General features: G+C 61.8%; 10 protein-coding genes and 1 riboswitch. Of the genes, 9 read left to right on the forward strand and 1 reads right to left on the reverse strand.

All coding sequences use genetic code 11. From position 1 onward, the window contains the following. Window positions 1-209: 209 nt before the first annotated feature. The 5 genes from C266_RS08600 to C266_RS08620 all read left to right on the forward strand — a co-directional run bounded on the left by C266_RS08600 (window position 210) and on the right by C266_RS08620 (window position 6521). Window positions 210-1124, forward strand: coding sequence for a helix-turn-helix transcriptional regulator (locus C266_RS08600; protein WP_010808629.1), 915 nt, complete (start codon window positions 210-212; stop codon window positions 1122-1124). A 112-nt stretch (window positions 1125-1236) separates the two neighbouring features. Continuing rightward, complete coding sequence (gene boxC, locus C266_RS08605; RefSeq protein ID WP_010808630.1) at window positions 1237-2892, forward strand: 2,3-epoxybenzoyl-CoA dihydrolase; 1656 nt, start codon at window positions 1237-1239, stop codon at window positions 2890-2892. Between the two features lie 99 nt (window positions 2893-2991). Continuing rightward, window positions 2992-4419, forward strand: coding sequence for a benzoyl-CoA 2,3-epoxidase subunit BoxB (gene boxB / locus C266_RS08610; RefSeq protein WP_010808631.1), 1428 nt, complete (start codon window positions 2992-2994; stop codon window positions 4417-4419). Window positions 4420-4456: 37 nt separating this feature from the next. Continuing rightward, complete coding sequence (gene boxA, locus C266_RS08615; protein ID WP_010808632.1) at window positions 4457-5713, forward strand: benzoyl-CoA 2,3-epoxidase subunit BoxA; 1257 nt, start codon at window positions 4457-4459, stop codon at window positions 5711-5713. A gap of 226 nt (window positions 5714-5939) precedes the next feature. Continuing rightward, window positions 5940-6521, forward strand: coding sequence for a DJ-1/PfpI family protein (locus C266_RS08620; protein ID WP_010808633.1), 582 nt, complete (start codon window positions 5940-5942; stop codon window positions 6519-6521). A gap of 41 nt (window positions 6522-6562) precedes the next feature. Here C266_RS08620 and C266_RS08625 read toward each other — a convergent pair whose 3' ends face one another. Then, complete coding sequence (locus tag C266_RS08625; RefSeq protein ID WP_010808634.1) at window positions 6563-7081, reverse strand: DUF523 domain-containing protein; 519 nt, start codon at window positions 7079-7081, stop codon at window positions 6563-6565. A gap of 156 nt (window positions 7082-7237) precedes the next feature. Between C266_RS08625 and C266_RS08630 the strand changes: the two genes are divergently transcribed. The 4 genes from C266_RS08630 to C266_RS08645 form a co-directional block, all read left to right on the forward strand. Continuing rightward, window positions 7238-8656, forward strand: a complete 1419-nt coding sequence (locus tag C266_RS08630; RefSeq protein ID WP_010808635.1) for a hypothetical protein — start codon at window positions 7238-7240, stop codon at window positions 8654-8656. Window positions 8657-8984: 328 nt separating this feature from the next. Then, window positions 8985-9091, forward strand: a riboswitch (ZMP/ZTP riboswitch). 98 nt (window positions 9092-9189) lie between these two features. Continuing rightward, the gene (glyA, locus tag C266_RS08635; RefSeq protein WP_010808636.1) at window positions 9190-10437 is read left to right on the forward strand and encodes a serine hydroxymethyltransferase; all 1248 of its coding nucleotides are present in this window, start codon (window positions 9190-9192) and stop codon (window positions 10435-10437) included. 15 nt (window positions 10438-10452) lie between these two features. Further along, complete coding sequence (nrdR, locus tag C266_RS08640; RefSeq protein WP_010808637.1) at window positions 10453-10935, forward strand: transcriptional regulator NrdR; 483 nt, start codon at window positions 10453-10455, stop codon at window positions 10933-10935. Between the two features lie 493 nt (window positions 10936-11428). After that, window positions 11429-14508 (forward strand): autotransporter outer membrane beta-barrel domain-containing protein (locus C266_RS08645; protein WP_010808638.1); only part of this gene is annotated, 3080 nt, incomplete at its 3' end.

A 14508-nucleotide genomic window follows, 5' to 3' on the forward strand; every position in this document is an offset into this window, starting at 1 on the left:
TCGTTCGGGGCCGGCATTGCCTGTGCAATGCGCTGTCGCTCGCGCAGCGCGGTCTGCGCACTGTCTGTTGATATGACGCCGATCAATGGCGGTGCGCAGAATGTCTGGCCCGCGTTTGCTTTTTTATCGACGCATGGTGAAAATTAGAGCATGCAAATTTCTCTGTCAAGCAATATATTACATGTTACCTGCTTCGAGGATCTCGCCTGATGAATAAGAGTGCGCAAGCCGATGGGGTGCCGACGGGGCGGGGCGCCGGGGAGAAAGACCCGTTCCTGGTCGCGCTGGGCGAGCGAGTGCGCACGCTGCGCGCTCGGCGGGGCCTGACGCGCAAGGCGCTGGCGCTGGATGCGGCTGTCTCCGAGCGTCATGTGGCCAATCTGGAGTCGGGGGTGGGCAATGCGTCCGTGCTGTTTCTACGTCAGCTCGCGCAGGCACTAAATTGCACATTGGCGGAAATCGTGGGCGACGAGACCACGTCGTCGGCGGAGTGGCTGCTCATCCGCGAGATCCTCCACGGGCGCGACGGCGAGGCGCTCACGCGCGCGCGTCAGGCATTGAGTGAGTTATTTGCCGGCAGCGAGCGCGACCCGGACCGGCGCGGGCGCATTGCGCTCATCGGTCTGCGTGGCGCGGGCAAGTCGACGCTGGGCCGCATGCTCGCCGACGACATGCATGTGCCGTTCGTCGAACTCAATCGCGTGATCGAGCAACTGGCGGGCTGCCCGCCGACGGAAATCTATTCGTTGTATGGTGCCTCTGCGTACCGGCGCTACGAATTGCGCGCGCTGGAAGCCGTGGTGGCGGAGCATCCGCGTGCCGTGATCGCGTCGCCCGGCGGTATCGTGAGCGATGCCGCCACCTTCAATTTCCTGCTGACGCACTGCTATACGGTGTGGTTGCAGGCGTCGCCCGAAGAACACATGAAACGAGTGGTGGCGCAGGGCGATCTGCGTCCGATGTCGGGCAATGCGGAAGCTATGGACGACCTCAAGCGCATTCTGGCGGGCCGGCAGGACTTCTACGCCAAGGCCGACATGAGCTTCGACACCGGCGGCCGTGCACTGGCCGACGCCTATCTGCAACTGCGCGGACGCCTTGCAGTGCAGCTGTCGTCAGACTGAGATCCTTGAATCTGCAAAATAATTCATTTTTTATCAAATAAACGATTGACGGTTGGGGTGTGCTGCACTATATTGCAATTCAACAAGATCATTATTCGTGTTGGAGGCAATCATGTTCGGCAAACCCCGCGTCGACTACCGTACGGACCCCACGCAGTACAAGCACTGGAAACTGAGCTTCGAAGGCCCGGTTGCCACCCTCGCGATCGACATCGCGGAAGACGGCGGCATTCGCGAGGGCTACAAGCTCAAGCTCAATTCGTACGATCTCGGCGTGGATATCGAACTGCACGATGCTGTTCAACGCATCCGCTTCGAGCATCCGGAAGTGAAGACGGTGGTGGTGACGAGCGCCAAGGACCGCGTGTTCTGCTCGGGCGCCAACATCTTCATGCTGGGTCTGTCCTCGCATGCGTGGAAGGTCAACTTCTGCAAATTTACGAACGAAACGCGCAACGGCCTCGAGGATTCCAGCCGCCACTCCGGCCTGAAGTTCCTCGCCGCCGTGAACGGCGCATGCGCAGGCGGCGGCTACGAGCTGGCGCTTGCTTGCGACGAGATCTATCTGGTCGATGATCGCTCGTCGTCCGTCGCGCTGCCGGAGGTGCCGCTGTTGGGCGTGCTGCCGGGCACCGGCGGCCTCACGCGTCTGACCGACAAGCGTCATGTGCGCAACGACCGCGCCGACATCTTCTGCACCATCGTCGAGGGCATTCGCGGCGAGCGCGCCAAACAATGGCGTCTGGTCGATGAAGTGGTCAAGCCCGCGCAATTCGCGCAGACGATCTCGGCCCGCGCCTTGGAACTGGCCCAGGACAGCCATCGTCCGGGGGGCAAGGGCGTGACGCTTACGCGCATCGAGCGCACCGATGCGCCGGATGCCATCCGCTACGAATTCGTCGAAGTGGAAATCGATCGCACCAACCGCACCGCCAGCCTGACCGTCAAGGCACCGACGTCTGTGCCGCCATCGGACATCGCCGGCATTGAAGCCGCAGGCGTGAACTGGTGGCCGCTGAAGATGGCGCGCGAACTCGACGACGCCATCCTTAATCTGCGCACGAACGAACTCGACATCGGCACCTGGCTGTTGCGCACCGAAGGCGAAGCCAAGCACGTGCTGGCCGCCGACGCCTCGCTGCTGGCTCATCAGGATCACTGGTTCGTGCGCGAGACCATCGGCATGCTGCGCCGCACGTTCGCGCGCATCGACGTGTCGTCGCGCTCGCTCTTCGCACTGATCGAGCCGGACTCGTGCTTCACCGGCACGCTCGCCGAATTCGCTTTCGCGGCCGACCGCACGTATATGGCTGCGCTGCCTGCGAGCGAGGAAGACGAGCCGGCGATCACGCTGACCGAGGTCAACTTCGGCCTGCTGCCGATGGTCACCGATCAGTCGCGTCTGGCGCGCCGCTTCTATGAAGACGCGACCGAGCTGGACGCCGTGCGCGCCACCATTGGCCGCGCGGTGCGTCCGGATGAAGCCGAGCGTCTGGGGCTGGTAACGGCCGCCGTCGACGACCTGGACTGGCCGGATGAAATTCGTATCGCAATCGAAGAGCGTGCGGCCATGTCGCCCGACGCGCTCACCGGCATGGAAGCGAACCTGCGCTTCAACGGCAAAGAGACGATGAACACGCGTATCTTCGGCCGTCTGTCGGCGTGGCAGAACTGGATCTTCATCCGTCCGAACGCCGTGGGCGAGAAGGGCGCACTGAAGGTCTACGGCAAGGGCAACAAGGCGCAGTTCGATCTGAACCGCGTCTGACGAATGCGCTGTGCCGCCGCGGGGGAATCGCACCGGGCGGCGGCAACATCAGACGAGACGTTTTTCACAAAATACGCAAGAGACACGAGGATTCCCACGATGGCTTCGATCAACTACAGCGAGAAAATCCCCAACAACGTCAATCTGTCGGACGACCGCACCTTGCAACGCGCGCTCGAACAGTGGCAGCCGAACTTCCTGTCCTGGTGGGGCGACATGGGGCCGGAAGGCTCGCACGGTTTCGACGTCTACCTGCGCACGGCCGTGAGTGTGGACCCGAGCGGCTGGGCGCACTTCGATCACGTGAAGATGCCGGACTATCGCTGGGGCATCTTCCTCACGCCGGGCGAAGCCGACCGCAAGATCCACTTCGGCGAGCACAAGGGCGAAGCGGCGTGGCAGGACGTGCCGGGCGAGCACCGTGCGAACCTGCGCCGCATCATCGTCACGCAGGGCGACACGGAGCCGGCCTCGGTGGAGCAACAGCGTCACCTCGGGCTGACCGCGCCGTCGATGTACGACCTGCGCAACCTGTTCCAGGTCAACGTGGAAGAGGGCCGCCACCTGTGGGCGATGGTCTACCTGCTGCATCGCTACTTCGGCCGCGATGGCCGCGAAGAAGCCGAAGCGCTGCTCGGCCGCCGCTCGGGCGACGACGACAATCCGCGCATTCTCGGTGCATTCAACGAAAAGACGCCGGACTGGCTGGCGTTTTACATGTTCACGTACTTCACCGATCGCGACGGCAAGTTCCAGCTCTCGGCACTGGCCGAGTCCGGTTTCGATCCGCTTGCGCGCACCACGAAGTTCATGCTGACCGAAGAGGCGCACCACATGTTCGTGGGCGAGTCGGGTGTTTCGCGCGTGATCGCGCGCACCGCTCAGGTGATGAACGAACTCAAGACGGACGACGTCTCGCAACTGCGTGCGGCGGGAGTGATCGATCTGCCGACGATCCAGCGTTACGTCAACTTCCACTATTCGGTGACGATCGATCTGTTCGGCGCCGACCAGTCGTCGAACGCCGCGATCTTCTACAGTTCGGGCCTGAAGGGGCGCTATGAAGAAAGCAAGCGCGACGACGACCATCGACTGAACGGCCAGATGTACCGCCTGCTCGACGTGGACAACGGCAAGCTCGTGGAGCGCGAAGTGCCGATGCTCAACGCCATGAACGAAGTGCTGCGCGACGACTACATCAAGGATTCGGTCGCGGGCGTGAATCGCTGGAACAAAGTGCTGGAGAAGGCCGGTATCGACTTCCGCCTGACGGTGCCGCACAAGGCGTTCAACCGCCAGATCGGCACGTTCGCGGGGGTACGTGTGTCGCCGGACGGCCGCGTGGTGAACGAGACCGAATGGGCCGCCCACGAGCGCGAGTGGCTGCCGTCGTCGGAAGATCGTGCGTATGTGGCGTCTCTCATGGGCCGGGTGGTCGAGCCGGGCAAGTTCGCCAACTGGATTGCGCCGCCCCCGCTGGGCATCAACCGTCAGCCCATCGACTTCGAGTACGTGCGCTTCAACTAAAAGAGCAGCAGCGCATTCCCCACAAGGAGACAGCATCATGAACGGCCCCGTTCCGGTCGAAGTTCTGAAGCAGCATCTGATCGATCCGGAGATCTGCATTCGCTGCAATACCTGCGAGGAAACGTGTCCGATCGATGCGATCACGCACGACGAGAACAACTACGTTGTGCGCGCAGACACGTGCAATGGGTGCATGGCGTGTATCTCGCCCTGCCCGACGGGGGCCATCGACAACTGGCGCGACGTGCTCACGGCCGAGGCCTACTCCGTTGACGAGCAACTCACGTGGGATGAGCTGCCCGTTCAGGACGACGCCATCGCCGGTCAGGGGACGATCGGCGACGCGGCAGAGGGCGCCGCCGGCAATGCCTTGGCCGACGCGCCCGAGCCGGTCATCGGCGGCTCGGATCTCGTGCGCGGCTCGGTCGTGCCGCCGTGGTCTGCCGCAAAGCCCTACGTCAATCTGTACAACCACAAGACGCCTGTTCAGGCCACCGTGGTGGGCAACTATCGCTTGACCGACACGAGTACCGAGAGCGATATCCATCACATCGTGCTCGATTTCGGCAAGCAGCCGTTCCCGGTGCTCGAAGGGCAGTCGATCGGCATCATCCCGCCGGGTACAACGGCCGACGGGCGGGCGCATCACGCACGTCAGTACTCGATTGCCTCGCCGCGCGATGGCGAGCGTCCCGGTTACAACAACCTCGCGCTCACGGTCAAACGCGTGACCAAGGACCATCAGGAACAAGCGGTCGGCGGGGTGTGCTCGAACTACCTGTGCGATCTGAAGAAGGGCGACGTGGTGAACGTGATGGGCCCGTTCGGCAGCACGTTCCTGATGCCGAACCACGCCGATTCGCATCTGCTGATGATCTGCACCGGCACGGGCGCGGCGCCTATGCGAGCCATGACGGAGTATCGCCGCCGTCGCCGTCTGAAGGGCGCGACCGGCAAGTTGATGTTGTTCTTCGGTGCACGCACGCAGGGCGAACTCCCGTACTTCGGCCCGTTGCTCAATTTGCCGAAGGATTTCATCGACACGAATCTCGCGTTCTCGCGCACGCCGGGGCAAGCCAAGCGCTACGTTCAGGACGCGATGCGCGAGCGCGCGGCCGATGTGGCGGCGCTGCTGCGTCACGAGCACACCTACATCTACGTGTGCGGATTGAAAGGCATGGAGGACGGCGTGCTGCAAGTGCTGCAAACCATCGCGGGCGAAGCCGGACTCGACTGGCAGTCTCTCTGGCAGCGGATGAAGACGGAAGGGCGTCTGCATCTTGAGACCTACTGACGACTTCTGACGATATCGGCTCGCGCCTACCGGACACGACCGGGTGGCGCGGGCTTCAGGTTGACCGACGGCGTTCTGCGCCGGCTTGACACCGCGTGCTTCGGCACGCGGTTTTTTTTCGTCCGGCGCGGGAAACCGAGAGGTTCGACGCCGTCCCGGCGGTGTCACCGGAATTGAGTAACATGGAAGGGCTGTTTCCCTTCCATTTCTCTGAACGGAGAGTCACATGGGCAAGAAGCGGATTCTGGTACTAGCGGGCGACTACGTCGAAGACTACGAGTTGATGGTGCCCGTGCAGGCACTCACTGCCGTGGGGCATCGGGTGGAAGTCGTCTGCCCGGGCAAGAAGGCGGGCGACAAGGTGCGCACCGCGATTCACGATTTCGAGGGCGATCAGACGTACAGCGAGAAGCGTGGCCACGACTTCACGCTGAATGCCACGTTCGACGGACTTTCGCCGGCGGACTTCGACGCGCTGGTAATCCCCGGCGGCCGCGCGCCTGAGTATCTGCGTCTGAACGACGAGGTGATCACGACAGTGAAACACTTCGCCGGGAACGACAAGCCGATTGCCGCGATCTGTCATGGCGCGCAGTTGCTGGCGGCCGCCGGTGTCATCGAAGGGCGCGAGTGTTCGGCGTACCCGGCGTGCGCGCCGGAGGTGCGTCTGGCGGGCGGGAAGTATATGGAGATCGCGATCGACGAGGCGCATACCGACGGCAATCTCGTGACTGCCCCCGCGTGGCCGGCGCATCCCGCATGGATCGCGCAGTTCCTTGCCGTGCTGGGAACGAAGATCGAGCTTTGATGCCTGGCAGACGACTGCCTCGCGTGTGACGGGAGGGCGCGCTATCGGTTGTCGCCGATGGCGCGCAGTTTCTCGTCGGCCTCTGCCAGCGTGTGCTCGCTGAACACTTCAATGCCGTGCTGTCGCAACCATGCGGCCGTCACGCCATCGCCCGCGATCTTCCTGCCGCTGAACGAACCGTCGTAGATCGATGTGCTGCCGCACGATGGGCTTCCTTCCTTCAGTACCGCAATGCGGATGCCGTAACGCTGCGCCAACGCGAGCGCGCGTTGCGCGCCGTCGAGAAAGGCATCGGTGACGTCGGCCCCGGTGTCGTCCACCACGCGCGCGCGCTTGCGCCACACCGCGTGGCCGTCTGCTGCGCCGGCAATCTCTGCGGGCGCGCGCGGCGTGGGTAATCCGCCTGCCACTTCGGGGCAGATCGGCATGACGAGACCGTCGGCGCACCAGCGCTCGAGAATAGCGGCGGCATCGGATTCGCAGGGTGCGGGGCGCCCGTGATAGCGGACCGGATGGCCCAGAAGACAACTGCTGACAAGAATGCGGGGCGACGTAGGCATGGCGCGAGCCTATCATGCGCGGCGGAATTATCCGAACTTGCCACATTTTCCAAAGCTCGCCGCCCGCTAGCGCAGCAAGATCTGCCGATCTCAACCGGGGCGGCCGACATGCGGTTATCGCGTGAACGCCCTGCCATACGACCAAGGAGTGTCGTGATGGACATCAACGCTTGTTCGCCGACGGGCATCGCTTCCGGCCGCTTCTCCGCAGTCGGGGCACAACGGGAGGGGGCACTGCCGGGCACCGCGCCGCTTGCGGCATTTGGGCCCGTCACCGGACACGATGGTAGTGGTTCGCCATTGCCCCCTGTCGGCCCGCATGACTTCTCGGAGGCGCAGCCCGTGCACGATGCCGTGCCGTCGGGGGTGAGCCGGGAGACGGCGCGCCTGTGGCTGGCGCCACACGCGGAGGCAGCGCAGTTCGTTGTCCGCGCTTGTCCGAGCGCATGGCGTGCTGCGCAGTCGTGGTTTGCCTCGCGGTTATGCGGCGCGCTGGGACTGGCGACGCCGGCGGCGTTTCTGGTGCGCGGCTGCTCGTCCGCGTTCGATGGGACGCATGCGCCCGAGCGCCTTTATCTGGCGACGGCGTATCTGCCGGCCTACCGGGCGCTGGGTCAGTGGCTCGAAACCGATACGGCATGGCGCGTGATCGACGGTGTGCGCGGCGGTGCCGACGAGGCTTGCAAGCAAGCCCGGGCCGAAGTGCACGAGATCGGCCGGCGGATGGAGCAACGCGGCGCGAATGCCGCGCAAGCCCGGACCGACGCTCAGGCGTACGCCGCCATCGTCAAAGCGCGCAACGACAGACGCGCGATGCTTTGCCGCGCACTTCCCGACGTCTACCAATGTGCGCTGGAGCGGCATTACATCGCCGCACTATGGCTCGGCAACTGGAATCTCTGTGACGCCGCGATGGGGAACATCGGCGTCTGGCGCGACAAGAACGATTTGCCTTACATCATGACCGTCGACTTCAGTGCTTGTCTCGGCTCGGAGGTTCAGGGCGAGCGTGATGGCGATGGCGTGACGTTGCCGCGTGGGCAGGCGTTCGCATCGTCTGAGGCGTCACGTTGGCCCGGACTCTCCGGGCGTCCGGATATGTCGCACAGGTCGCCTGCGTCACATTACGGTGCGGTGATTCCGGAAGGTGCGCTGACGGATCTGACGCAGTTTCGGCACGGCGGGCATTGCGCACCGTTTGCGCGACGGCTTGACGCATTGACGCCCGCCGCCGATGGCAAGACCGTGTTGGATGAGTTGAAGGACCCGACCGGCGTGCACGCACTGGCGGCCGAGATGGCTTACCGGTTAGGCCGGATTGGCGCATCGGACATCTTGCCGTGGGCGGCGAATGCTCATGACATTGCGCGGGCATTCCCGGCCGGCACCACCAACGATGGAAGTACCGACGACCCGGATTCGCAGGCGCATCGCATTCTGTCGCGCCGCGACTGCCTTGTGACGTTGTTGGGCGGTACGTGGGCAGCGCAAGCTTGGGAGCGGCTATATCCGACGCGCGCCGCAGCCATCCAGGCACAACAGTCGCCATTTCTGACATCTGAGCGAGGCATGTAGGGGCGCTGGCGTCATGACCCGCGCGGGCTGGCACGCCGCCCGCGTTTGGCGTCGCCCACAAAGGCGAACATGCTGGAAAGCCGGTTGGGGATGTGTGTCACTCAGATTCCCATAGGTTGCCGATTGATGAAATTATTTCAGCAATATATGCGATATATTCACCAGTGAGTTAAGCGTGTCCACCCGGCATATCGTGCATTTCATATCGGGAGAAGGCGTTGGCAATGATCGGGCGCCACGGCCGCCGAGGGGGCGTTCGGCGAGGTGGTCGTGCGGTTGGCCGGGCCGGTTGCCTAACGCCGCAAGCTCGCATAAACTATCGACGCCACAAACCCCGCGTGACTGGCGATTAGGGCCACAGCCTTGTGTGCCCGAGGTGGAGCAACCCACCGGGAAGCGCCGGGGTCTTATTTGCCGTTCGCCTGGGCAGCCGTGATGGTTGGTGCTGCCCTGTCTCTCGTCTTCCGAAGCACAAAGGAAGGCGCGCTGCACCATCCCCTCCCGGAAAACCTGTTCAATTCAACGGAAACGCCATGTTCGACAAATCGAAATCTACCGTTGCCTCCGTCGATCCCGACGTCTGGGCCGCGATTCAGAAAGAAAATCAGCGTCAGGAAGACCACATCGAGCTGATTGCTTCGGAAAACTACACCAGCCCGGCCGTGATGGAAGCGCAGGGCTCGCAACTGACCAACAAGTATGCGGAAGGTTATCCGGGCAAGCGCTATTACGGTGGTTGCGAATACGTCGACATCGTCGAGCAACTGGCCATCGACCGCGTGAAGGCGCTGTTCGGTGCAGACGCCGCGAACGTGCAGCCGAACTCGGGCTCGCAGGCGAATCAGGGCGTGTACTTCGCCATGCTCAAGCCGGGCGACACGATCATGGGCATGAGCCTCGCGCACGGTGGTCACCTCACGCACGGCTCGCCGGTCAACATGTCGGGCAAGTGGTTCAACGTGGTGAGCTACGGTCTGAATGAACAGGAAGACATCGATTACGACGCTGCCGAGAAGCTCGCGCAGCAACACAAGCCGAAGATGATCGTGGCGGGCGCATCGGCCTTCGCCCTGAAGATCGACTTCGAGCGTATGTCGCAGATCGCCAAGTCGGTCGGCGCGTACTTCATGGTCGACATGGCGCACTACGCCGGTCTGATCGCTGCCGGTGTGTATCCGAACCCGGTGCCGCACGCCGATTTCGTGACTACGACCACGCACAAGAGCCTGCGCGGCCCGCGCGGTGGCGTGATCCTGATGAAGGCGGAATTCGAGAAGGCCATCAACTCGGCGATCTTCCCGGGTATTCAGGGCGGCCCGCTCATGCACGTGATCGCCGGTAAGGCCGTCGCGTTCAAGGAAGCCGCCTCGCCGGAATTCAAGGCCTACCAGGAACAAGTCGCGAAGAACGCCCGCGTGATGGCCGAGACGCTGGTCAAGCGCGGCCTGCGTATCGTGTCGGGCCGTACCGAATCGCATGTGATGCTGGTCGACCTGCGCGCCAAGAACATTACCGGCAAGGCGGCAGAAGCCGCGCTGGGCGAAGCGCATATCACCGTCAACAAGAACGCGATTCCGAACGACCCGGAAAAGCCGTTCGTGACGAGCGGCGTGCGTCTGGGCTCGCCGGCCATGACCACGCGCGGTTTCAAGGAAGCCGAAGCGGAATTGGTCGGCAACCTGATCGCCGACGTGCTCGACAACCCGGAAGACGCCAAGAACCTGGAACGCGTGCGCGAGCAAGTGGCCGAGTTGACCAAGCGTTTCCCGGTCTACGGCTAAGCCGAGCGCCGACGCATGCGTTGCCCGTTCTGCCGGCACGACGACACGCAGGTCATCGACTCGCGTGAAGCGGAAGACGGCGCCGCCATCCGGCGGCGCCGGAAATGCCCGTCGTGCGACAAGCGTTTCACCACGTACGAGCGTGTCGAACTGGCGATGCCGGCTGTCGTCAAGAAGGACGGCAGCCGCGCCGAATACGACCGCGCGAAAGTGCGCGCCAGCATGCAACTGGCGATTCGCAAGCGTCCTGTGAGCGCCGAGGCCATGGATGCCGCGATTGCGCGCATCGAGTACAAGTTGCTGGCCGGCGCGGAGCGCGAAGTGATGAGCCAGCGCATCGGCGAACTGGTCATGCGCGAGTTGAAGCGGTTGGACAAGATCGCTTATATCCGCTTCGCATCGGTGTACCGGAGCTTCGAGGACATTGCCGAGTTTCGCGATGTGCTCGAGGAAATCGACAGTACCGATATCAAGCCCAAGCGTAAGCCGGTGGGTTGAGCGAGAGGACGATGCGACGACAGTGCGTGTGAGCGTCGGAAGGCGGCCATGAGGCTGATCTGACGAAATGAATGACGGAAAACCCGTCGTGCCTGAAAGGGCGCGACGGGTTTTTTTATGCCCGTGCGGGCTGAGTTGCCATGACCGGGCGGCAGTGCGAATACGGCGACGCGAGCCCATTACATGGACGATGGGGAATCACTGAATCTTGGTCAAATAACGTTGTATGCGTACCTATTGTTCTGACTGCTTTGGGATGTTGACGTCGATTGGGGGAGTAATTTAGGAAATTTCCGAGGAAAATTAAACAAAAATAATGGGATTAATCGCAATTTAAAATAGGCGAGGTGTTTGGGTTAATTACCAAAAATATCAGCAATTGCATTGCTTTCGATAACTTGTATCTAGAATCCGCCACTTCGCGGTGGGGTGCCGCCGTTGTGGTGACGATGAGTTGATTCGTCGTCGTAGAGAATTCTTTGGGGATTATCGAATGCAAAGCAAATTTCAGACGTCGAAAACACTTCGTCAATCCAAAATCTGTCTGGCGGTCGCGACGATGCTTGCGGCGATGAGTATGCCCACGCAGGCGGAAGACGTCATCGAAAGTGAAACGGTAACGTGGAGCGAAGAAAAGAAAAACGTCGCCAAGAGAATGAACGAACGGCTCGTAGAAGTTCAGGGCGAACGTGAAGAAAAGGACAATATCTTCGATCGTCTGGACGCGTTGAAAACGGTGCGATCAAGCATTCACTCGAGTACCAAGGATATCGCCGATGTAGTTGCTTACGGTAATAAGCTTGCGGAAATCACCGGCCAAATCGACGGTTTGATTGTCGAGTTGGAAAAGGATGGAGGAAAGGCACTGAGCTTTGATTGGGAGCGAAAATTGCAGGTGACGGATCTGGCCGATGTCAAACAGCAGATCCAGAAAGTTATTGGCGCCGATCCGGACGAATTTGCTAGTGCACGCAAGCAACTTGATATCTTCCTGAATAACAATGCAGAACACTCGAAGAGCAGTGATGCGGCAATGGGCGTTTACGCAAAAGTCGCTGCTCTGAAAGCGCGTATCGACGCGCTTGGCAAGGCCGACGACGTGACATTCAAGGTCATGGCCAATACCAGGGAGTTGGTGGCGCCGTCGCAAAACGGCGCCGACGCCGCGCTGACATGGCGCGACGACAACCTGTTCAACTCGCATTTCGATGAGAGCTATGCCGAAGGGAACGTCCAGATCGGTGCTCAAACGTTACTCGAAATCACGCAGCGTTCTGGAACCGGATCGAACCCGATCACTGGATTGACGGACTCGACACGTAATGTCGGTACGTTACGTGTTTCGGCGGGCGCGGATCACTCCCTCGATGTCCGTCAGGGCCAACTGAACATCCACCAGGGAATCGAGGGCAAAGGAACGCTGGGGATTGCCGTAGGCTCAAATGGAACCTTGACGTTTAAGGAAGGCGGTCAAGGGATTGATCGCGACGCCGACGGTGTGACGTTGTTGGTCGGTCGTGATGGTAATGCGAATGCCAGCATGCTGGATGCAGGCGGGATCGTTAAGTTCGAATCGGGTACCAGCGCAGGAGGGGCATGGATCTGGGCGCTCGACGAGGGGGAGGTATCGTTCGCGGAAGGCGCCGATGCCGGTGTCAGCGAAATCTCCATCTTGAAAGGCGGGACTGTCAGATTCGAAGGGGCAAACGTCGAGCAATCGTCGATCGTTAGCTCGGGGATCCTGGACATAGCGCGATCATCGGGCGGGGATGCCGAAGTTTTCAATGAGGTCGATGGTGATCTGAGAGTCGATGCTTCGGCACTCGAGCGAATGCGCTTATCCAACGGTGGGTTTGCGGAGTTGCGGGCATCCTCCGGCGGTGCGGCGAAGATCGAGAACACGACGTCGGGATTGATCGTTTTCGACGACGGCGCTCTCGAAAATCTCACACTCCGAAACGAAGGGGCGGCGATTGTTACCGGTGCCTCCGGTGGGAACGCGATCATCGACAATCGTGCATCGGGCAAGGTCGTGTTTCACGATACGGCACTTGAGAACGTCCAACTGTCCAATCAAGGCCTGATTGGCCTGGTTGGCGAGACTACTGCAGATAAAGCAGTCGTCAGAATGAACGGTGGCACGCTGGACGTTTCGTTCGTTGGAGATACCGTCGAGGTGACCTCACCGAATGAGGAAACGACGATGGCGCGCACGGTGATTTTCGTCCCCGGCGTCAAGAAGTCCATCGAGATCGGTTCGCTGTCGGGGACTGGCAATGTCATCACAGGGGAAACGGCACTGACGGTGGGGGCTGCGAATCTGGATGGCGAATTTGGCGGCAGTTTTGTGAAAACCGGGGCGGGTATCGGATCGCTCGTCGATGAGTGGTTGACAGCGGTGAATCAGGAATCCGAATCGCTCGCCTTACGCGCACCGGCAGCACCGGCAGCACCGCAGGTGGCCGCAGTGCCGATGCTTCTGACTAAGGTCGGCACGGGCAACCTGACCCTCTCGGGCGACCAGAGCCAAGTCGACGTCATCAGTGTTCAAGGCGGCACGCTGACGGCGGCACATGAAAAGGCCCTCGGTTCGGGCGCGTTGAGCGTCGCGCAATCGGCTGCGGTGGTGCTGAATAAGGACGTGAGCGGTGTGAAGGAGATGAGCAACGCTGGCACGATCAATCTGGGCACGAACAAGCTCAGCGTCGGGAGCTACAAGTCTGAAGCGGGCGCGAAGATCAACTCGCGCTTTGCCAAGGTCGACGGTCAGGCCACCGGAGGCACGATTCAGGTCGAGCAGGAGAGCGACTTCAGCAATACGGAAATTAAGGTCGCCGTTGCCGATGACATCGAACTTTCCGATGTTGTGGGCAAGTTCCAGGTGGTGGAAGCTGCCGATGGAGTCGAAGTGACCGGCGGGAAGTTGAAAGTCGGTAGCATCACCGGCGGCAAGCAAGCGGACCCGAATGTTGGGCAGGAACCGATTGGCGAGCCGGGCACGAAGATCACGGACAAGAACATCGTGAAGTTCCTGGTGGCCGACGGTGGTTACAGCGCCAACGAGCAAGCGGTGCTGGCGTCGGTTGACGGCGTGACGGTGGGCGATCTGGCCTCGGGCAAGATCGGCGGCAAGGTGCTGTCGGCCATGGCCCTGCAAACGGCAGGCACGGAAGAGCAACGCCGTTCGGCTCGTATGCTCTCGGGCGAGTCGCTGGTGAATAACGCGGTGGCAGCGCAAGCGGCAGCGACGTCGTTCCAGCGCGGCATGCAAACGCGGATGATCGCCGGCGGGGCGATGTTCGACGACAAGACCGCGAACGGTGCGATGGTGACCGATAACGGCGTCGCGGGTTGGGCGTCGTTCAACGGAGGCAAGACGAGCCAGCGCGGCGACGGCATGTCGTTCGACGTGAAGGGTCTGGACGGTGCGATCGGTGTTGACAAGCGCTTGAATCAGAACACGTTGGTGGGTGGCTCGATTGGCTTTGGCAATCAGGAGTCGAAGGCGAAGGGTCTGCCGGGCGAGTCGAAGGTCAACAGCGTGAGCGTGGGTCTGTACGGCTCGCACCTGAC

Origin of the sequence: Pandoraea sp. SD6-2, assembly GCF_000389825.1 — a bacterium.
Taxonomy (GTDB): Bacteria; Pseudomonadota; Gammaproteobacteria; order Burkholderiales; family Burkholderiaceae; genus Pandoraea; species Pandoraea communis.